This is a genomic window from Pseudomonas sp. RIT778 (genome assembly GCF_019718735.1).
Classification (GTDB): domain Bacteria; phylum Pseudomonadota; class Gammaproteobacteria; order Pseudomonadales; family Pseudomonadaceae; genus Aquipseudomonas; species Aquipseudomonas aphyarum.
Map to the genome: position 1 here is coordinate 123,140 of NZ_JAIHBA010000014.1, position 21,013 is coordinate 144,152.

At 62.1% G+C, this 21,013-nt stretch carries 16 protein-coding genes; 4 read left to right on the plus strand and 12 right to left on the minus strand.

Annotated features, from left to right (window positions below; translation table 11 throughout):
* Window positions 1-142 precede the first annotated feature (142 nt).
* The 3 genes from mapR to K5E37_RS11215 all read right to left on the minus strand — a co-directional run bounded on the left by mapR (window position 143) and on the right by K5E37_RS11215 (window position 3,559).
* The gene (gene mapR / locus K5E37_RS11205) at window positions 143-1,552 is read right to left on the minus strand and encodes a GntR family transcriptional regulator MpaR (RefSeq protein WP_039772397.1); all 1,410 of its coding nucleotides are present in this window, start codon (window positions 1,550-1,552) and stop codon (window positions 143-145) included.
* A 132-nt stretch (window positions 1,553-1,684) separates the two neighbouring features.
* Window positions 1,685-3,115 carry a cytochrome c oxidase accessory protein CcoG gene (ccoG, locus tag K5E37_RS11210; RefSeq protein WP_221533832.1) on the minus strand — a complete coding sequence of 477 codons (1,431 nt, stop codon included), beginning with the start codon at window positions 3,113-3,115 and terminating at the stop codon, window positions 1,685-1,687.
* A gap of 195 nt (window positions 3,116-3,310) precedes the next feature.
* Complete coding sequence (locus tag K5E37_RS11215) at window positions 3,311-3,559, minus strand: DUF3203 family protein (protein WP_011333950.1); 249 nt, start codon at window positions 3,557-3,559, stop codon at window positions 3,311-3,313.
* Window positions 3,560-3,682: 123 nt separating this feature from the next.
* Between K5E37_RS11215 and K5E37_RS11220 the strand changes: the two genes are divergently transcribed.
* A complete protein-coding gene (locus K5E37_RS11220) occupies window positions 3,683-4,219 on the plus strand; it encodes an MgtC/SapB family protein (protein WP_127798000.1) in 537 nt (178 codons plus the stop codon).
* Here the strand turns inward: K5E37_RS11220 and K5E37_RS11225 are convergent, their stop codons facing one another.
* Entirely contained in the window at window positions 4,220-4,378 is a 159-nt protein-coding gene (locus K5E37_RS11225; protein ID WP_007952133.1) for a hypothetical protein, read from the minus strand. It abuts the gene before it with no gap.
* 218 nt (window positions 4,379-4,596) lie between these two features.
* On the opposite strand from K5E37_RS11225, the gene K5E37_RS11230 reads away from it, so the two are divergent.
* From K5E37_RS11230 to glgB, 3 genes are all read left to right on the plus strand, one after another.
* Window positions 4,597-6,594, plus strand: a complete 1,998-nt coding sequence (locus K5E37_RS11230; RefSeq protein WP_221533833.1) for an alpha-1,4-glucan--maltose-1-phosphate maltosyltransferase — start codon at window positions 4,597-4,599, stop codon at window positions 6,592-6,594.
* Between the two features lie 146 nt (window positions 6,595-6,740).
* Window positions 6,741-10,082 carry a maltose alpha-D-glucosyltransferase gene (gene treS / locus K5E37_RS11235; RefSeq protein ID WP_221533834.1) on the plus strand — a complete coding sequence of 1,114 codons (3,342 nt, stop codon included), beginning with the start codon at window positions 6,741-6,743 and terminating at the stop codon, window positions 10,080-10,082.
* A 2-nt stretch (window positions 10,083-10,084) separates the two neighbouring features.
* Window positions 10,085-12,325, plus strand: coding sequence for a 1,4-alpha-glucan branching protein GlgB (glgB, locus tag K5E37_RS11240; protein ID WP_221533835.1), 2,241 nt, complete (start codon window positions 10,085-10,087; stop codon window positions 12,323-12,325).
* 147 nt (window positions 12,326-12,472) lie between these two features.
* Here glgB and K5E37_RS11245 read toward each other — a convergent pair whose 3' ends face one another.
* The 8 genes from K5E37_RS11245 to glgX all read right to left on the minus strand — a co-directional run bounded on the left by K5E37_RS11245 (window position 12,473) and on the right by glgX (window position 20,934).
* Window positions 12,473-13,543, minus strand: a complete 1,071-nt coding sequence (locus K5E37_RS11245; protein WP_221533836.1) for an autotransporter outer membrane beta-barrel domain-containing protein — start codon at window positions 13,541-13,543, stop codon at window positions 12,473-12,475.
* A gap of 390 nt (window positions 13,544-13,933) precedes the next feature.
* Entirely contained in the window at window positions 13,934-14,731 is a 798-nt protein-coding gene (locus K5E37_RS11250) for an endonuclease/exonuclease/phosphatase family protein (RefSeq protein ID WP_221533837.1), read from the minus strand.
* A 91-nt stretch (window positions 14,732-14,822) separates the two neighbouring features.
* Window positions 14,823-15,584, minus strand: coding sequence for a PIG-L deacetylase family protein (locus K5E37_RS11255; protein ID WP_085604067.1), 762 nt, complete (start codon window positions 15,582-15,584; stop codon window positions 14,823-14,825).
* A gap of 183 nt (window positions 15,585-15,767) precedes the next feature.
* The gene (locus K5E37_RS11260) at window positions 15,768-16,427 is read right to left on the minus strand and encodes a glycosyltransferase family 2 protein (RefSeq protein WP_085604064.1); all 660 of its coding nucleotides are present in this window, start codon (window positions 16,425-16,427) and stop codon (window positions 15,768-15,770) included.
* Window positions 16,424-17,023, minus strand: coding sequence for a class I SAM-dependent methyltransferase (locus tag K5E37_RS11265; protein ID WP_085604060.1), 600 nt, complete (start codon window positions 17,021-17,023; stop codon window positions 16,424-16,426). Before K5E37_RS11265 ends, K5E37_RS11260 begins: the two co-directional genes overlap by 4 nt.
* Window positions 17,020-17,778, minus strand: a complete 759-nt coding sequence (locus K5E37_RS11270) for a PIG-L deacetylase family protein (protein ID WP_221533838.1) — start codon at window positions 17,776-17,778, stop codon at window positions 17,020-17,022. The genes K5E37_RS11265 and K5E37_RS11270 overlap by 4 nt, the downstream gene beginning before the upstream one ends.
* Window positions 17,775-18,773: an acyl-CoA dehydrogenase family protein gene (locus K5E37_RS11275; protein ID WP_221533839.1), complete on the minus strand. Its 999-nt coding sequence runs from the start codon at window positions 18,771-18,773 to the stop codon at window positions 17,775-17,777. Before K5E37_RS11275 ends, K5E37_RS11270 begins: the two co-directional genes overlap by 4 nt.
* Window position 18,774: 1 nt before the next feature.
* On the minus strand, window positions 18,775-20,934 hold the full coding sequence (glgX, locus tag K5E37_RS11280; RefSeq protein WP_221533840.1) for a glycogen debranching protein GlgX: 2,160 nt from the start codon (window positions 20,932-20,934) through the stop codon (window positions 18,775-18,777).
* Window positions 20,935-21,013 lie beyond the last annotated feature (79 nt).

Consider the following 21,013-nt stretch of genomic DNA (forward strand, 5'->3'; position numbering starts at 1 on the left):
TCGTTCCCACGCTCCGCGTGGGAATGCAGCCCGGGACGCTCCGCGTCCCTTCCAAAGCTGGAACGCGGAGCGTCCCTTGAGGCATTCCCACGCGGACGGTTCGACGCCTCGACGTGGGAACGATCAACACGGAAAGTGATTGTCAGAACGACCGCACAATCCGCCCCAACGTCTCCATTGCCTTCTCCGCATCCTCGGTCCACGGGCTGCCGTAGTTCAAACGAATGCAATTCCTGAATCTTTGGGTCGGCGAAAAAATCGGCCCCGGCGCAATGCTGATCCCCTGTGCCAACGCCATCTGAAACAACTTCAACGAATCCATCTGCGGTGGCAGTTCCAGCCACAGGAAGTAACCGCCGGCCGGTTGGCTCACACGCGTCTGTGCAGGGAAGTAGCGGGCGATGGCGGCGAGCATGGCGCTTTGCTGTTCTTCGAGGGCGTAGCGCAGTTTGCGCAGATGGCGGTCGTAGCCGCCGTGTTGCAGGTAGTCGGCGATGGCTGCTTGGGCCGGCATCGAAGCGCACAGCGAGGTCATCAGTTTCAACCGTTCGATTTTCTGCGCGTAGCGCCCGGCGGCGACCCAGCCGATACGGTAGCCGGGGGCCAGGCTTTTGGCGAACGAGCCGCAATGCATCACCAGACCTTCGGTGTCGAAGGCCTTGGCCGGTTTCGGTGCCTGCTGGCCGTAATAGAGTTCGGCGTAGACGTCGTCTTCGATCAGCGGCACCTGATGCTGTTTCAGCAGTTCCACCAGTTCCTGTTTCTTGGCCTCGGGCATGGTCGCGCCCATCGGGTTCTGGAAACTGGTCATGCACCAGCAGGCCTTGATCGGGTGCCGCTCGAGTGTCTGGGCGAGCACGCCGAGGTCGATGCCGTCGCGCGGGTGCACGGGGATTTCCACGGCTTTGAGCTTCAGGCGTTCGAGCACTTGCAGGCTGGCGTAAAACGCCGGGGCTTCGATGGCCACCAGATCGCCGGGTTCGGTGACCGCTTGCAGGCACAGGTTCAGGGCCTCGAGGGCGCCGTTGGTGATCAGCAGTTCTTCCATCGGCAGCATCAGGCCGCCGACCATGTAGCGCAGGGCGATCTGCCGCCGCAGTTGCGGGTTGCCCGGCGACATGTCGGTGACCACCATGCGCGGGTCCATTTCCCGGGCGGCGCTGGCCAGTGAGCGGGACAGGCGTTGCAGCGGGAACAGGGTCGGGCTGGGGAACGCTGAGCCGAACGGCACGGTGCTCGGGTCCTTGATCGACTCGAGCACAGAGAACACCAGTTCGCTGACGTCGACCTTGGTGGACTCGTTGACCTGGCTGCTGATGACTGGCTCCGAGAATGGGCTCGGGGCGTGGGTGTTGACGAAGTAGCCAGAGCGGGGCCGGGCGCGGATCAGGCCGCGACGTTCCAGCAGGTAGTAGGCCTGGAATACCGTGGACGGGCTGACGCCGTAAGTCTGGCTTGCGTAGCGCACCGACGGCACCCGCTGACCGGGGCCGAGGACGCCGGAGCGGATCAGTTCAGCGATGTCGTCGGCGAATTTTTCGTAGCGTTTCATCTTGGGTCCGGATTGATTTCATTCTGAAAGACCGTTTCGCCTTCATTCGCGAGCAAGCTCGCTCCCACAGTTGACCGCATACCCCTGTGGGAGTGAGCTTGCTCGCGAATGGCTGCGCCGCAGTCTAAGGGATCAGCGATTCATCGGAGCAACAAACCGGCTCTTCGCCACGCTATAAATCTCTGGCTCATCACTGTCGGCAATCTTGAAGCTCAAGGTCTGCGAACTGCTGGCCGCACGTTCGGTGGTCATCGCCACCGACACCGGCACATCGACAATTTCGCCCGGCGCCAGGCTCAGTTCGGTCTTGCCTTGCAGCTGGAAGCCTTCCCCGTCCACCAGCGTCAGGATGTAATCCTGGCGGTGCTGGGTCTTGTTGATGACCTTGAGGGTGTAGATGTTTTCGATCTGACCCTGACCATTCTCGCGGAACAGGCCACGGTCCTTGGTCACGTCCAGCGACACCATCGGCCGTTCGACCAACGCCAAAGCGAGGGCGCCAATCATCACCACCAGCACCGCGACGTAGCCGATCAGTCGCGGACGCAGCAAGTGCGTCTTGCCACCCTGCAACTCACGCTCGGAGGTATAGCGAATCAGGCCTCGGGCGTAATTCATCTTGTCCATGATCGAGTCGCAGGCGTCGATGCACGCTGCGCAGCCGATGCATTCCATTTGCAGGCCGTCGCGGATGTCGATGCCGGTCGGGCAGACCTGCACGCACAACTGGCAGTCGATGCAATCGCCGAGGCCAGCTTCGGCCGGTTTCACCTCGCGTTTGCGCGGGCCACGGTTTTCGCCACGGGCCACGTCGTAGGAAATCGCCAGCGTGTCCTTGTCGAACATCACGCTCTGGAACCGCGCATATGGACACATGTGCATGCACACCGCCTCACGCAGCCAGCCGGCATTGATGTAAGTGGCGGCGGTAAAGAACAGCACCCAGAACAGGCTGACACCGCCGATCTGCAAGGTCAGCAACTCTTCGGCCAGCGGCCGGATCGGGGTGAAGTAGCCAACGAAAGTCAGACCGGTCAGCACGCTGATCGCCAGCCACAGCGTGTGCTTGGCCGCGCGCCGGGCGAGTTTGTTCAGGCTCCAGGGCGCCGCTTGCAGCTTGATCCGCTGGTTGCGTTCGCCTTCGGTGATCTTCTCGCACCACATGAAGATCCACGTCCACGAACTCTGCGGGCAGGTGTAGCCACACCACACCCGGCCGGCGAACACGGTAATCGCGAACAGGCCGAACGCGGCGATGATCAGCAGCGCCGACAGCAGAATGAAATCCTGTGGCCAGAAGGTCGCGCCAAAGATGTGGAACTTGCTTTCGGAAAGGTCCCAGAGCACCGCCTGACGACCGCCCCAGTTCAGCCACACCGTGCCGAAAAACAACAGGAACAGGAAACCCGCGCCACTCATGCGCAAGGTGCGGAACAGGCCGGTGAAGCTGCGGGTGAAAATCTGGTTATCGCTGGTGGCGTGTTTCGCCTTCATTGGGCGCGCCGGTACTTTTTTTATCTGGGGAGATGCTTCTACGGTTCGGACGGGGATTCGTTCGCTCATGGTCGTTCGCTCATCAGCCTCCATCAGGCCAGGGAACTATGAGCGCCGATCTGTTTGCATAACAGACTCAGGTATTTCAATAAAAAGCGTATCAGATGGGTTTTGTGACAAAGCCTGCGACAACTTGAAGCAGCCCGCAGGCCAAGGCGCAGATGCCTATCCCAGGCGCCTGCGCCGGTTGTTGATCGAGGTCAGTCAAATCACCGAATCACTGTCGTCGGCCTTCAGGTGTTTGCGTCCATCCCGGGCGCCTGCGACGGTCAACGCATCAGCTTCCGCTTCGGTGACGTAGATGCGCCGTCCTTCCACTTCGACGAACGACATGGCTTTTTCGCTATCTGTCCTGACTTCCAGCGTGTCGCAGATCCGGATTTCCTCACCATTCTCAACGGTGAAAAAACAGACTTTGGAATCCGGATTGCTTTCATCGATACGAAGGGGCATTGGGCTGTCCTTTTTCACAGGGGATCTCAACAGTTAGGGTGCGCGATTTAGCAGATCGTTCTAGGCAACCGATTAATGGTCGCCGCTGTCCACCTTCTATAACCCCTTCACAAGGACTGCACGATGAACGCCTGGTGGCATGAAGTGTGGGAAACCCTGCAAGCCGAATTCGCCGACATCGGGGATGCATCGCAGCTGACGCGGATCACCGTGCGCCTGCTGATGGCGGCGATATTGGGCGGGATTCTCGGGTTCGAGCGTGAACACAAGGGCAAGGCCGCCGGGGTGCGAACGCACATGCTGGTGGCCCTCGGTGCGGCGCTGTTTGTGTTGGTGCCGCAATTGTCCGGTTCGCAGGCCGACGCGATGAGCCGGGTGGTGCAGGGGGTGATTGCCGGGATCGGCTTTCTCGGGGCCGGCACCATCCTGAAAAATCATGAAGGCGACGAAGGTCACGTCAAGGGCCTGACCACCGCCGCCGGTTTGTGGATGACTGCCGCCATCGGCGTCGCGGCCGGTCTGGGCCGCGAGGCGACGGCGGTGCTCAGTACGTTGCTGGCGTTGGGGATTTTCAGCGTGATGCCGAGGATCGTCAGAGTCTTCGAGAACGATCATCTGGATAAGGATCGCATCGAGAAGGACCACAACGACCCTCGCTGATCAGACAATCACCGGCGGCATGGTCGTCGGTGGTTCTTCCTTCGGTGGCGGCGTGGTGCCAGGCGGTTCCTGTTCGGGGATCGGCTGCGGTTCGGTCTCGGGCAGGACCGGTTTATCGATGTTCGGATCAGGTGTTTCGGCCGGAATCGGAATAGTCATCGGTTGAACCTCCGTGTGGCACTTGGCGTGGGAAGTGCTTAAGTGGGTTGACCACTTCACTGCGAAATCGATCCGATTTTGTGGCGGGGCAAATCCCTGTGAACTTTTCCCGGCAACGGTCGCTCGGAACCTGAGAGAGTTCATCGCCGGGCGCAGGCCCGGTCGTGACCGCCAAACAGGCAAACGAGCGTCCTTGGGGCGTTAAGGAGAGATGCTCAATGACTGCTGAAAAACCCTCCGAACTGAGCTACAACCCGCACATGCCGCTGTCGCAGGCCTTGCTGCTGCCGCGCATCGTCATCGAAAACACCGCACCGACCCTCGACGGCGGACAGTTTGCCGTCAAGGCAATTGCCGGCCGGGAAATCGTGGTCACCAGCAAGGTGTTCGCCGACGGTCACGACAAGCTGGCGGTGCGCATTCGCTGGCGCGAAGAGGGCGATGAGACCTGGCAGACCGAGGTCATGAGCGATCAGGGCAACAACGGCTGGCGCGGTGTGTTTCAACCGCAGCGCATGGGCCGCTATCTGTTCCTGATCGAAGCGTGGATCGACCAGTTCGCCAGTTTTCAGTACGAACTGGAGAAGAAGCACACCGCCGCCGTCCCGGTCAGCCTCGAGCTGCAAGAGGGGCGCACCATGGTGCAACAGGCCGCCGAGCGCAGCGAAGGTCAGCTCAGCGAACAACTGGCCGGCTTGCACCACGAATTGTCCGGCCTGCTCGAAACCGAGCAGGTCGCGTTGTTTCTGCACTCGCGCAGTGCGCAACTGATGGCCGAGGCCGATCACCGCGCCTACTTGAGCCTCAGCCCGGAATTCCCGGTGGACGTCGAGCGCGAACTGGCGGAATTCGCCAGTTGGTACGAACTGTTTCCCCGCTCGATCACCGACGATCCCGCCCGCCACGGCACTTTCAATGACGTGCACTCGCGCCTGCCGATGATTCAGGACATGGGCTTCGACGTGTTGTACTTCACGCCGATTCACCCGATTGGCCGCAGCCATCGCAAGGGTCGCAACAATTCCCTGACCGCCGGCCCGGACGACCCCGGCAGCCCATATGCGATCGGCAGCGAGGAGGGCGGCCACGAAGCGATTCACTCGCAACTCGGCACCCGCGATGACTTCCGCCGGCTGGTGGCTGCTGCCGCTGACCATGGTCTGGAAATCGCCCTAGACTTCGCGATCCAGTGTTCCCAGGATCACCCGTGGCTCAAGCAGCATCCGGGCTGGTTCAACTGGCGGCCGGACGGCACGATCAAATACGCCGAGAACCCGCCGAAGAAATACCAGGACATCGTCAACGTCGACTTCTATGCGCCGGAAGCGATTCCGAGCCTGTGGGTCGAGCTGCGCGACATCGTGGTCGGCTGGGTGCAGGAGGGCGTGAAGATCTTTCGCGTCGACAACCCGCACACCAAGCCGCTGCCGTTCTGGCAATGGCTGATCGCCGATGTGCGCACGCTGTACCCGGAAGTGATCTTCCTAGCCGAGGCCTTCACCACCCCGGCGATGATGGCGCGGCTGGGCAAGGTCGGTTACACCCAGAGCTACACCTATTTCACCTGGCGCAACACCAAGGCCGAACTGGCGACCTATTTCAGCGAACTCAATGAATCGCCGTGGCGCGAGTGCTACCGGCCGAATTTTTTCGTCAACACGCCGGACATCAACCCGACGTTCCTGCATGAATCGGGACGTTCCGGATTTCTGATTCGCGCGGCGCTGGCGACCATGGGCTCGGGCCTGTGGGGCATGTATTCGGGGTTTGAGCTGTGCGAATCGGCGCCGGTGCCGGGCAAGGAGGAATACCTCGATTCCGAGAAGTACGAGATCCGCGTCCGCGACTTCAACCAGCCCGGCAACATCATTGCCGAGATCGCCCAGCTCAACCGCATCCGCCGCCAGAACCCGGCGCTGCACAGCCACCTGGGCCTGAAGATCTACAACGCCTGGAACGACAACATTCTGTATTTCGGCAAGCGCAGCGCGGACGGCAGCAACTTCATTCTGGTGGCCGTCAGCCTCGATCCGCATAACGTGCAGGAGGCGAATTTCGAGCTGCCGCTGTGGGAAATGGGTCTGCCGGACGACGCCACCACCCACGGCGAAGACCTGATGAATGGCCATCGCTGGGACTGGCACGGCAAGTACCAGTTCATGCGGATCGACCCGGCTTATCAGCCGTTTGGAATCTGGCGCATTACTTCCCCTTGATCGTTCCCACGCTCTGCGTGGGAATGCCGCCATGGACGCTCTGCGTCCGCCTTTGGGACGCAGAGCGTCCCGGTATGCATTCCCACGCAGAGCGTGGGAACGATCAGTAGCAGGTTCGGCTTCAATGAATTGAACAGGAGTTTCACATGGCGAAGAAACCCAAGGCAGCCACCTTCATCAAGGATCCGCTCTGGTACAAGGACGCGGTTATCTATCAAGTTCACGTCAAATCCTTTTTCGACTCCAACAACGACGGGATCGGCGACTTTCCCGGCCTGATCGCCAAACTCGATTACATCGCCGAGCTCGGCGTCAACACCATCTGGCTGTTGCCGTTCTATCCCTCGCCACGCCGCGACGACGGTTACGACATCGCCGAATACCGTGGCGTGCACAGCGATTACGGGACGATGGCCGATGCCAAGCGGTTCATTGCCGAGGCGCATAAACGCGGGTTGCGGGTGATCACCGAGCTGGTCATCAACCATACTTCCGATCAGCACCCATGGTTCCAGCGTGCGCGCAAGGCCAAGCCCGGTTCGGCGGCGCGGGACTTCTACGTGTGGTCGGATGACGACCAGAAATACGACGGCACCCGGATCATTTTCCTCGACACCGAAAAGTCCAATTGGACCTGGGATCCGGTGGCCGGCCAATACTTCTGGCACCGCTTCTATTCGCACCAGCCGGACCTCAATTTCGACAACCCGCAGGTCATGAAAGCCGTGCTGTCGGTGATGCGTTACTGGCTGGACATGGGCATCGACGGCCTGCGGCTGGACGCGATTCCGTATCTGATCGAGCGCGACGGCACCAACAACGAAAACCTTCCGGAAACCCACGACGTCCTCAAGCAGATCCGCGCCGAAATCGATGCCAACTACCCGGATCGCATGTTGCTGGCCGAAGCCAACCAATGGCCGGAAGACACCCAGCTGTACTTCGGCGACACCGACTCCGAGGGCGTGAATGGCGATGAATGCCACATGGCGTTTCACTTCCCGCTGATGCCGCGCATGTACATGGCGCTGGCCCAGGAAGATCGCTTCCCGATCACCGACATCCTGCGCCAGACTCCGGAGATCCCGGCCAACTGCCAATGGGCGATCTTCCTGCGCAACCACGATGAACTGACGCTGGAGATGGTCACCGACAAGGAACGCGACTACCTGTGGAACTACTACGCCGCCGACCGTCGCGCGCGGATCAACCTGGGTATTCGCCGGCGTCTGGCACCGCTGATGGAGCGCGACCGCCGCCGCATCGAACTGCTCAACAGCCTGCTGCTGTCGATGCCCGGCACGCCGACCCTGTATTACGGCGATGAGATCGGCATGGGCGACAATATCTACCTCGGCGACCGCGACGGCGTGCGTACACCGATGCAATGGTCGATCGACCGCAACGGCGGATTTTCCCGCGCCGATCCGGCCAGTCTGGTGCTGCCGCCGATCATGGACCCGCAATACGGTTACCAGTCGGTCAACGTCGAAACCCAGGCCGGCGACCCGCATTCGTTGCTGAACTGGACCCGACGCCTGCTGACCGTGCGCAAGCAATCCAAGGCGTTCGGTCGCGGCACGCTGAAAATGCTTTCGCCGGCCAACCGTCGCGTGCTGGCCTACACCCGTGAATACACCGGGCCGGACGGCAAGCACGAAACCATTCTGTGCGTGGCCAACGTGTCGCGCAGCGCTCAGGCCGTGGAGCTCGACCTGTCGGCCTACGTCGGCATGGTGCCGGTGGAGATGCTCGGCGGTAACGCGTTCCCGCCCATCGGCCAGTTGAGTTTCCTGCTGACCCTGCCGCCCTACGGTTTCTATTGGTTCGGCCTCGCGGCGGAAAACCAGATGCCGAGCTGGCACGTCGAGCCGGCGCAAAGCCTGCCGGACTTCACCACGCTGGTGCTGAAAAAACGCATGGAAGAACTGCTCGAAGCACCGTCCCGCGCCACCCTCGAGCAGGCGATCCTGCCGAGCTGGCTGCAGAACCGCCGCTGGTTCGCCGGCAAGGACGCCGCCATCGACCAGGTCAAACTTGCCTACGGCGTGCGCTTCGGCGATGCCCAGCATCCGGTGCTGTTCAGCGAAATCGAAGTGCAGAGCGGTGGGCAGACCAGCCGTTATCAATTGCCGTTCGGCTTCATTGCCGAAGATCAGGTCGGGCCGGCGTTGCCGCAACAACTGGCCCTGGCGCGGGTACGTCGGGTTCGTCAGGTCGGGTTGATTACCGATGCCTTCAGTCTTGAAGCGTTTATTCGCGCGGTGTTGCAAGGCATGCAGAGCGGTACGGTGCTGGAATCCAGTGAGGGCGAGATCCGTTTCGAGGCAACGCCGCAACTGGAAAAACTCGGCCTTGGCGCGGAATCCGAAGTGCGCTATCTGTCCGCCGAGCAATCCAACAGTTCGGTGGTGATCGGCAACAGTCTGGTGCTCAAGCTGATCCGCAAAGTCGCTTCTGGCGTACACCCGGAACTGGAGATGAGCGCTTACCTGACCGCTGCCGGATTTGCCAATATCTCTCCACTGCTCGGTTCGGTGATTCGCCGCGACGGGAAGGGCGAAGACAACCTGCTGATGATTGCGCAGGGTTATCTGAGCAATCAGGGCGATGCCTGGGAATGGACGCAGAACAACCTCGAACGGGCGCTGCGCGATGAACTGGCCGATGCCGTGTCCGAACAGGCGCAGCACTACAACGCCTTGGGTGAACTGAAGGATTTCGCCGGGATGCTCGGCCAGCGTCTGGGGGAAATGCATCAGGTGCTGGCAGCGCCGAGCGACAACAAGGACTTCGCGCCGCAGGTCAGTTCGGCCAAGGATGCGCAGGCCAGCGGCAAGGATGTCGCGGCGCAGGTCGAGCATGCGCTGAAGCTGCTCAAACAGCATCAGGGCGAACTCGACGCGGCGGATCAGAAGCTTGTTGCTCGGTTGCTCGACAACAAGAAAACCATCCTCGCCCACGTTCAGGAACTGGCCAGGCAATCCGCTGGCGGCTTGCGGATCCGCGTCCACGGCGATCTGCATTTGGGACAAGTGCTGGTAATCAAGGGCGACGCCTACCTGATCGACTTCGAAGGCGAACCGGCGCGGCCACTGGCCGAACGCCGAGGCAAGCACAGTCCGTACAAGGACGTCAGCGGGGTGCTGCGTTCCTTCGACTATGCCGCCGCCATGGCCCTGAATGTGCACAACGTCGACAACAGCCCCGAGGCCGAAGCCGCGCGTCGGCGGGTCACGGAGCGTTACCTGCGTGAAGCCCGGGCAGCATTTCTCCAGGCATATCGCCAAGCGGCAGCTAGTCTTGATCATGCCTGGCAAGATCCTGAAGGTGCCGACGCCGCACTGGCGTTGTTCGGTCTGGAGAAAGCGGCCTACGAAGTGGCCTATGAAGCCGAAAATCGCCCCACCTGGCTGCCCGTGCCGCTGCACGGTCTGTATGGGTTATTGACGGGGCTCAAACCCTTTTCCGATCTTGGTGGAGAGTAGTCATGAGTTTCTCGAACAGGGAACAGGGTCACGCTAAAGAAAGATTGCTGCCCACTGCAAAAGACATTGATGCCTTGGTGCGCGCAGAACATCACGACCCGTTTTCCATTCTTGGCCCCCACGGCGATGGCGCCGGCGGGCAGTTTATCCGGGCGTATCTGCCCGGTGCGTTGAGTGTTGCTGTCGTCGATAAAAACAGTGGCGAAGAACTCGGTCCGCTGGAGGCTACCGAAACGCCGGGGCTGTTTGTCGGGCATTTCGAGGGCGCGCGGCCGTACCTGTTGCGCACCCGCTGGGCCGGTGGTGAACAGGTCGCGGAAGATCCCTACAGCTTTGGCCAGTTGCTCGGTGAAATGGACTTGTATCTGTTCGCCGAAGGCAATCACCGCGACCTCAGCAGTTGCCTCGGCGCGCAGCTGAAAACCGTCGATGGCGTCGACGGTGTGCGCTTTGCCGTGTGGGCGCCGAATGCCCGGCGGGTGTCGGTGGTCGGCGATTTCAACGTCTGGGACGGCCGGCGGCATCCGATGCGCCTGCGGCATCCATCTGGCGTGTGGGAATTGTTCATTCCGCGCCTTCAGGCGGGGGATCTGTACAAGTACGAAATCCTCGGCGCCCACGGCATCCTGCCGCTGAAGGCCGACCCGATGGCGCTGGCCACCAGCCTGCCGCCGGACACCGCGTCGAAAGTCGCCTCGCCGTTGCAGATCGACTGGCAGGATCAGGACTGGATGAGCAGCCGTCGCGAGCGCCAGCAACACAATGCGCCGCTGTCGATCTATGAATTGCACGCCGGGTCCTGGCAATGCGAACTCGACGATCTCGGCGAAGTGGCGCGTCAGTACACCTGGCCGGAGCTGGCCGAGCGCTTGATTCCGTATGTGAAGGAGCTGGGTTTCACCCACATCGAACTGATGCCGATCATGGAGCACCCGTTTGGCGGTTCCTGGGGTTATCAGTTGCTGTCGCAGTTCGCCCCGAGCGCCCGTTACGGCACGCCGGACGAGTTCGCGGCGTTCATCAACGCCTGCCATCAGGCCGATATCGGGGTGATTCTTGACTGGGTGCCGGCGCATTTCCCGACTGATACCCACGGTCTGGCGCAGTTCGACGGTACGGCGTTGTATGAGTACGGCAATCCGCTGGAAGGCTTCCATCAGGATTGGGACACGCTGATCTACAACCTCGGCCGCACCGAAGTGCACGGCTACATGCTGGCGTCGGCGCTGCACTGGCTGAAGCATTTCCACGTCGACGGGCTGCGAGTCGACGCGGTGGCGTCGATGCTCTATCGCGACTATTCGCGCAAGGCTGGCGAGTGGGTGCCGAACCGCCATGGCGGTCGCGAGAACCTGGAAGCCATCGACTTCCTGCGGCACTTGAACGACGTGGTGGCGCTGGAAGCGCCGGGTGCGCTGGTGATCGCCGAGGAATCCACGGCGTGGCCCGGTGTCAGCCAGAGCACTCAGCAGGGCGGTCTCGGTTTTGCCTACAAATGGAACATGGGCTGGATGCACGATTCGCTGCATTACATCCAGCAGGATCCGGTGTACCGCGCCCATCACCACAACGAGTTGAGTTTTGGCCTGGTGTACGCCTGGTCCGAGCGTTTCATCCTGCCGATTTCCCACGACGAGGTGGTGCACGGCAAGCATTCGCTGATCGACAAGATGCCCGGCGACCGTTGGCAGAAGTTCGCCAACCTGCGGGCCTATCTGAGTTTCATGTGGACCCATCCGGGCAAGAAGCTGCTGTTCATGGGCTGCGAGTTCGGCCAGTGGCGCGAGTGGAATCACGATCAGCAACTCGACTGGTATCTGCTGCAATACTCGGAGCACAAAGGCGTGCAGAAGCTGGTCGGCGACCTCAACCGGCTCTACCGCGAAGAGTCGGCGCTGCACGAGCAGGACGATGCGCCGCAAGGCTTCCAGTGGTTGATCGGTGACGATGCGATCAACAGCGTTTACGCATGGCTGCGCTGGAGCAAGGACGGAACGCCGGTGCTGGTGGTGGCCAACTTTACCCCGGTGCCACGCCAGTCGTATCGCGTCGGTGTGCCGTTCGCCGGGCGCTGGAAGGAATTGCTCAACAGTGACGCCGACACGTATGCGGGTTCCAATTATGGCAACGGCGGCGGGGCGTTTACCGAAGAGGTGGCGAGCCATGGGCAGTCGTTGTCGCTGGAACTGAATTTGCCGCCGTTGGCGGTGTTGATCCTTAAGCCTGAAGGCCCAAGTGCGTAACGGATCACCACGACGTAGATCGTTCCCACGCTCCGCGTGGGAATGCCTCAAGGGACGCTCCGCGTTCCAGCTCTGGAAGGGACGCGGAGCGTCCCGGGCTGCATTCCCACGCAGAGCGTGGGAACGATCATCAGGGATGGCTCGTTCTTACCAGCGCATCCGAATGCCGAGGCTCCCAATCAACCCGTTCAGATCGTTGTCATCCACGTCGCTGCTGTAATCGGCGCTGACGTACAGGCTTACCGTCGGCGTCATTCTCGCCACCAGCCCCAGTCCGACTTCAACGGTCGAGGATTTGCGGCTGCTGCTGATCTTGTCCACTTGATCCAGCGTTACCGTGTTGCCGGTGTACACCGTGTGCCACAAGTTCGTGCGCACGTAGGGTTCGACCGGCAGGCCGTTCAGATCGTAGCTCCCTTTCAAGCGTGCACCGACCCGGCCGCTCCACGATGAAATATCGCTGGAAGACGCATTGCCCGAGCCCGCATAGGGCGTGTCCAGTGTGATGCGCTGGTTGATCAATTGCGCCTGCGGTTCAACCACCCAGTTTTCCCCCAGACCGATCGGGAAGCCGCCTTCCACCGACAGCGTCATTGCGCTGCCCTCGGTGGCCAGGCGTGCGCCTTGCTCGTTACGGCTGAAACCGCTGACCCGGCCGCCACTGGCCGACAGGTCGACGTGCCAGCCCTGCGGGCCGATCAGGCTGTAGTAAGCGCCCAGGCTCTGGCCTTGCAGGTTGAGGGTGTCGGTGTTCGGGTCGGCGAGGGCGCGGCTGGTGATCAGGCCGTTGCTGTTGCCCTGAATCTGATTGACCCCGCCGATCAGGCCGACCTGCTGGGTGTGGCCGCTGCTGCTTTTCAGGGTCAGTACGGCGGGCCCCTTGAAGTCGCCGGTGCCGGGCGTGGCGAAGCCCGGGCTGAGGACGTCGGTTTGCGCCTGGCGGGACGTCGGCCCGTAAAGCTGCTCCCAGGCAGAGGGGGCGAGATCTTCGGTAATCAGGTTTGTCCCGCGCAGATCCGGCTGTGGGCTCAGCCGTTGCGGGCCCGGGGTCACGACCGTGGCGGGGAGGGTCATGACGGGAATGTCCTGGCGATACCAGGGCGTCGCCTCGTCCGCCACAGGACCCGCCTGCGCCTCCATGGACGAGCACAGCAAGATAGAACTTGAAACGGTGCAGAACGTGACTTTGATCTCTTGTGAGGTGAGTGAGGTTTTCATGGAGTTCTACCTTGCTAGCGCATGTGGTATCTCGCCTTGGCGTCTCTCCTACCCCGAACGAGGGGCGACCGAATGGAGCGTGGCGAGCCCGAGGCCGCCCGTTTTGACGAGTGACCTGGGGTTCGCCCCGAGTAGTATTTCCGGGGGTAGTAAGGTAGAGCTAAGAAGACCCGAGCCCTTGCGTCAAGAAATTGGACGATGAGCGGTCGGGTCAAAACAGGTGATGCAAGTTTCTGTTTTTGCGCATTTATCTAAGTGCTTGTTTGTAGGGCCAATGGCTGTGAAAGCCGCGAGGCAGAGACGTTTTATAGCCGACAGTCGGTCTGCGAAACCGAATGCGGCAATCGGTTTCGCAGCGCTTTGTGGGTGAAGACAGCTGTCAGTATCGCGCTACAAATGCACTTCAACCGCCAGCGGCAAATGATCCGAGAGATGCGTCCACGGTTTGTTGCCGAGGATCTGCGGGTCGTGGCTACTGGCATTGCGCAGATAAATCCGATCCAGTCGCAGCAACGGGAACCGCGCGGGGTAGGTCTTGGCCGGGCGGCCGTGATGACGTTCGAAGGCTTCGTGCAGGTAGTCGCGGCGGGCGAGGGCGACGTTGCCCTGCAACTGCCAGTCATTGAAGTCGCCGGCGATGATCACCGGCGCATCGTCGGGCAGCGATTCGAGCAACTGGCAGAGCAGCTGCAACTGCAATTGCCGATGGCTTTCGAGCAGGCTCAGGTGCACGCAGATGGCATGCACTTCGGCATGCCCCGGCACATCCAGTACGCAATGTAACAGCCCGCGCCGTTCAGGGCCGGTAATGGAGACGTCGAGGTTGCGGTATTCGCGGATCGGGTACTTCGACAGCAGGGCGTTGCCGTGATGGCCATCGGGATAGACCGCATTGCGGCCGTAGGCAAAATCGCTCCACATGCTGTCGGCAAGGAATTCGTACTGCGAGGTTTGGGGCCATTCGTTGTAGCGGCTGGAATGCCGCTCGTGTTCGCCCACCACTTCCTGCAGAAACACCAGATCGGCCGAGGTGCTGCGCACCGCTTCACGCAGTTCCGGAAGGATGAAACGTCGATTGAGCGCGGTGAAACCCTTGTGCGTATTGACCGTCAGCACCCGCAGGCGATGGATGGCGGACGGGGTCGAGGTCTGTGCGTCGACGGCATGACGCTTGGGATCGCTGGACACGTTCACTCCTCTGAATCATGACTGCCTGTTCATGCGACTGATCCGGGCGCGGGCAGTTCACTTTGAGTGGCTGCCCGCGCCCGACGGACCGTCAATCGACGAAGACGATCTCGTAGGGCAGGCGCATGCGCTCCAGAATCGACTTGGGCAGCAGCGGCGCGATACCGATCGCCGGTTCGCCATTGAGCTGGCTGGCGTAGGCGTGGGTGGCGTGGCTCTTGCGCGCGACGGTCCAGGTGTCGAGGCGCAGCTTGCGTGCGCGATGCCACGGGATCTGCGCCTGATCCCGTTCCGGCCAGTGCCAGGCCCAGACCGGCACATCGTGGTAGGTGGCGCCAACCTGTTGTGCCGCTTTGGCACTCGCCCGGCCGACCACTTCATGATCGGTGGTGCCGTCTTCGCGCCAGGTGCTGAACACCACGTCGCCGGGGCGCAGGTAGCGGGCAATGAAATCGGTCAGTTGGGTTTCCTGGTCGAGCAGGGCTTTGTCGGTGAAACCGCCGCGCACCCATTTCAGGCTGTGCATCGGCAAGCCCAGACGGCGCAGGGCTTCGACGCTTTCCTGCGGGCGGAACACGCTCAGGCGTTTTTCCGACCACTGACGCGAGCCTGGGTGGCTAGCGCTGCCATCGGTGATCGACAGCAGTTGCAAGGGATGACCGAGGCTGGAAAGCAGTTGCAGCAGGCCGCCGCAGGTCACCACTTCATCGCCGGGGTGCGGGGCGATGACCACTGCGCGGGCACCGGGCGGGACCAAAGTGTGGGTGTTGATGACGGGAATATTGTCGAGCTGCGGGGCGCTGTTCCAGATCTGCGCCGGCAGGCCGCTCTCGCTGAGGGATAACGGTTTCATGAGTGATACGTCCTTGTTGAGTCTCGCCCTCAGTCGCCCAAACGCTGGTGATACCAGGCGTGTGCGACCCGTGAAGGCTGGTGGATAGCCCTGCAGCGCTCCGAACCCTGGATTGCTGCGCAGCAGAGTATTGCTCAAGACGGGCGGTTCGTCGCGTCACAGATCAACCTGATCCGCTTTTTTTTATTCAGTCTGTGCCAGCTGTCGCAGATAGTCGCCAAAACCGCCGCGTGCGCGGCTGTCCAGACGGGCGCTGGTGATGACTTGCGGGCGATGGCTCCAGGCGATGCTGGCCCCTGAGCGCTCGAGTTGACGCACCAGCTGCACGTCCTCATCACAGGACAGCGGCTCGAAGCCGCCGGCGCGAACATAAGCTTGCGCGCTGACGCCCAGGTTGGCGCCATGGATGTGCCGGTGACCTTCGCAGGCCCGGTAATCGCGGTGATAGCGAATCTGCGCCGCTTCATCGAACCCGTCCTGCCAGCGGTCAACGGTCACCGTGCCGCACACGGCATCGGTGCCCAGCCCCAGTTGCGCCACCAGCCAATCCTCGGCGACCCGGCTGTCGGCGTCGGAGCAGGAAATCCAGCGCGCACCGCGTTCAAGCAATTGCTGCGCGCCGATGGCTCGCGCCTGGCCGACATTGCGCGCTTCGATGCTCAAAGCTTGCACCGGATACTGGCTGACGATGTGCGCCGAACGATCGGTGCAGCTGTCCAGCACCACCAGAATTTCCACCGGTTCACCCGCCAGCATGGGATGTCCGCCAGCGCGCAAAGCTGCGTGCAGACATTCATCGAGCCACTCTTCCTCGTTGTGCGCAGGAATCAGGATGCCAATCATCGCAACCCCTCCAGCGCGGCCACCGAACGGGGTTCGCGGCTCCAGACTTCCAGCAGGAAATCGGCTTCCTGATGCAGGACCAGGCGCGGCAGGTGCAACTGTTCGTGAATCAGGTCGTGAACCTGTCGCGCATTGAGCGGGCAATCTTCGATGGGCGGGCGCCAGTGACAGGCGAGCAATTGCCCGTCCGCCGTCAATGAATCGCTGATGCGCCGGATGACCTCTGTCAGATCCTGTCGATCGAGGTAGTAGCCGATTTCGCTGAAGACGATCAGGTCGAATTTTTCCTCAGGCCAGTCAATCGGCAAGCGCCCGTGACGCACCTCGGCGTGGTCGAACAGACTCAACCGTGTGCGCGCCAGATTGGCTGCGGCGGCGCTGGTGTCGCAGCACAACAAACGATCGCAGCGTTCGGCCAGTGCTGCACTCAGTTCACCGTTGGCGCACCCGGGCTCGAAGATGGCCCGGTAGTGCGGCCGGGGCAGGGCCGCCAGGGTCACGAGACGTTTGCGTTGTTCGTACCAGCGCTGGCGAAATCCCCACGGGTCGTTATTGCCCGCGAACAGGCCTTCGAAGTAGCGATCCTCGACACTCATAAGAAGACCACCTCGAACGGTTGCAGCAGTCGATCAATGACATAGGGTTTGAGCACCGGAGCCAGGCCGGCTTCGGGATCGCCCTCTAGCTGGCTGGCAAACGCATGCACCGCATGACGCTTGCGCGCAACCTGTGCCGGGCTGAGCAGGATTTTGCGCGCCCGTTCCCAGGGCACGATGGCGTCTTCGGGTGTTGCCCAGTGCCAGGTCCAGACCGGCAGTTCGTGGCAGATCGCACCTACGCGGCGCGCCGCTTCGACGCTGGCACGGCCCACGGCTTCGTGGTCGCTGTGACCGTCTTCGCGCCAGGTGGTGAAGATCACGTCGTCGGGTTGCAGGTAGCGGGTCAGGTATTCGCACAGCATCGATTCGAGCGCGGCGACCTGGGTGTCGGGGAAGCCACCTCGCAGCCACTGCAACTGGTGCATCGGCAAGCCGAGACGGCGCAGGGCTTCGGCGGATTCCTGCGGGCGCACCACGCTCAAGCGCTCCACCGGCCAGCGCTCCGAGCCCGGATGGCTGGCGCTGCCGTCGGTGACCGAAATCAGTTGCAGCGTGCGACCCGCGGCGGCGAGCTGTTGCAACAGCCCGCCGCAACCGAGCACTTCATCGTCGGGGTGCGGCGCAATCACCACCGCTCGCGATCCCGGCGGTACCAGATCAAGAGTGTCGATACTGTCTACCGCTGCCAGATGACGTGAGTTCTGCCATTCCTGCAGGGAGGTGCCTTCACCGACAATCGGATTGCGCTTCATAGGGCCCAACCCTCGCGTGGGTGCTGCGCAATCAATCGGCCCAGTGCTGCCAGATCGCGTTCAGCGTGGCTCTGGCGCAGATAAACCGGCAAGTCGGCCGCCAGGCGGGCAAAGTGCGGATCCTTGCAGAACGGCCCGGCACCGAGCGCCCGACCTGTCTCGCGAATGACCTGTTCGGCGGCATCTTCGACCACGGCGCGTACACGGCGGGCCAGCAACTCGGCGTTGGCGTGGGGATTGCTGTCGATGTCCAGCGCACTGACGCGCAGCGCTTGAGCTGCGGCGTGCAAGGCGCTGTCGACGGCGCCGAGACTGGCCAGCGAATGGGGTTCTTCACGTCGGGCACATTGCTGGCGCAGCTGTTCACCGATTTCCCTCGCGGCGCCGTACCAGCACGCGGCAATCCCGATCCCGCCATGCCAGAACCCCGGACGTTGCAGGTAGTCGCCAGGATCGCCGATCGCCTGCGCCTCGACTTCGTCGAACAGCACCTCGACGCTGCCGGTGGCCGCCATGCCGACCGCTTGCCAGCCTTGATCGGTGACGGTCACGCCCGGTTGGTCGAGGGCCACGGCCACCAGTTGCTGGCGATCGTCCTCATCCCACGCCGTGAGCAGGGCGTGGCTGAGCACCGCCGCCCCGGAACACCAGGCTTTGCGTCCGTTCAACCGCACCAGTTGCCCGGAACGGCTGACCCGAACCCGCGCCTGGGGTGGTTCGGCCGCCCACATGCCCCACGTGCTGCCGGGCGTCGGCGATCCGCCGAGTTGCTCGATGATCGCCAACGCATCGGTATGGCCTTCGTAGAGTTTGCACAGCCCCAGATCATGCCCGCCGACCTCGGACAGCCGTTGCCAGCGCTCCAGCGTACGACCGCTGCCGGGTAACGGCAGGCGGTCGAGGCCGGCCTCGACCAGTTGCCGCAGACACAGGCCGAGAGCGGCAGTGTCGCGGTAGTCCGGCGCGTGCCGTGAGAGATAGACGGGCAAGTCCATGTCAGTCCTCTTCTTCGCGTTGCAGTTCAAACAGCAGCAGCGAGCGTCCGGTGACCGAGTACTCATGACCGAATTCAAAACGCTCTTGGCCACGGATCGATGGCTGGTTGGTATCGATCATGCACGTCCAGAAACTGCCTTCAGGCACTTCCGGCAAGGTGAAGTTGACGATGTCGTGATGCGCGTTGACCACCAGCAGCAACGTGGCGTCGGCACCCTTGCGGCGGATCCCGGTTTCCTGGGCGCGACCGTCAAGCAACATGCCCATGCAGCGATTCTGCGCGTCATGCCAGTGTTCGGTGGTCATTTCCGTGGCGTCCGGCGCAAGCCAGGTCACGTCCTTGACGCCGATGTCCTCGTTGTATTCGCCAACCAGAAAGCGCCCCCGGCGCAGGATCGGGTAAGCCAGGCGCAATTTGATCAGGCGTTTGACGAATTTCAGCAGCGCCTTGCCGTCCTCGCTCAGATCCCAGTTGACCCAGCCGATCTCACTGTCCTGGCAGTAGGCGTTGTTGTTGCCGTCCTGGGTGCGGGCGAATTCGTCACCGGCGACCAGCATCGGCGTGCCTTGGGACAAGAGCAGGGTGGCGAAGAAATTGCGCATCTGCCGGTGGCGCAGCGCATTGATTTCCGGGTCGTCGGTAGGGCCTTCGACGCCGTGGTTCCAGGACAGGTTGTTGTTGCTGCCGTCCTGATTGTTTTCGTCGTTGGCCTCGTTGTGCTTGTCGTTGTAAGACACCAGATCGTTGAGGGTGAAGCCGTCGTGGGCGGTGACGAAATTCACCGACGAATAGGGTCGGCGGCCACGCTGGTTGAACATTTCCCCGGAGGCGGTCATACGGCTGGCGAAGTCGGCGAGCTGGCCGTCGTCGCCTTTCCAGAAGGCGCGCACGGTGTCGCGGAACTTGTCGTTCCACTCGACCCAGCCCGGCGGGAAGTTGCCGACCTGATAACCGCCGGGGCCGCAGTCCCAAGGCTCGGCGATCATTTTCACCTGACGCAGCACCGGGTCCTGGCGGCAGGCCACAAGGAAACTGTGACGTTCATCGAAGCCATCGTGATAGCGGCCGAGAATGGTTGCCAGATCGAAACGGAAGCCGTCGACGTGCATCTCGCTAGCCCAATAGCGCAGCGAGTCGGTGACCATTTGCAGCACACACGGGTGACTCAGGTCGAGGGTGTTGCCGGTGCCGGAATCGTTGATGTAGAAGCGCTTGTCGTCCGGCATCAAGCGGTAGTACGAGGCGTTGTCGATCCCGCGCATCGACAGGGTCGGGCCTTGCTCGTTGCCCTCGGCGGTATGGTTGTAGACCACGTCGAGAATCACCTCGAGATTGGCATCGTGCAGGTGCGCGACCATCTCCTTGAACTCGGCAATCTTGCCGCTGGCCAGGTAGCGCGGGTCCGGGGCGAAGAACGCGATGCTGTTGTAGCCCCAGTAATTGGTCATGCCTTTGTGCAGCAGGTGCTGGTCGTTGACGAAGGCGTGGATCGGCAGCAGCTCGACGGTCGACACGCCGAGTTTGCGGATGTGTTCCAGCACGTCGTCGACCATCAGCCCGGCAAACGTTCCGCGCACGTTCTCCGGCACGGAAGGGTGACGCATGCTGATGCCGCGCACGTGGGTCTCGTAAATGATGGTCTTGTCCCACGGCACGCTGACGCGATGGTCGTGGCCCCAGGTGTGCGCCGGGTCGATGACTTTGCACTTGGGGACGAAGGGCGCGCTGTCGCGCTCGTCGAAGCTGAGGTCGGCGTCCGGGTGGCCGATGGTGTAGCCGAACAGCGCCTCGGACCATTTCAACTGGCCGACCAGTTGTTTGGCGTACGGGTCGATCAGCAATTTGTTGTGGTTGAAGCGGTGGCCGTTGGCCGGGTCGTACGGGCCGTAGACCCGGTAGCCGTAAATCAGCCCCGGATGCGCATCGGGCAGGTAGCCGTGGTAGATCTCGTCGGTGTATTCCGGCAGCTCGATGCGCTCGAGTTCGACTTCGCCGGCATCGTCGAAAATGCACAGTTCAACGCGGGTGGCGTTGGCGGAAAACAGCGCGAAGTTCACCCCCAGACCATCCCAGGTCGCGCCGAGCGGGAAGGGCAGGCCTTCACGGATGCGCGAGGGTTCGGCGTGCGCGGCGGGCTCGGCTTTCTTTGGACGGGTCATAGGTGCTCCTGCAAATGGGGGTGGGCATCAATTCTTTGTGGGAGCGAGCTTGCTCGCGAATACGGTCTGTCATTCAAAG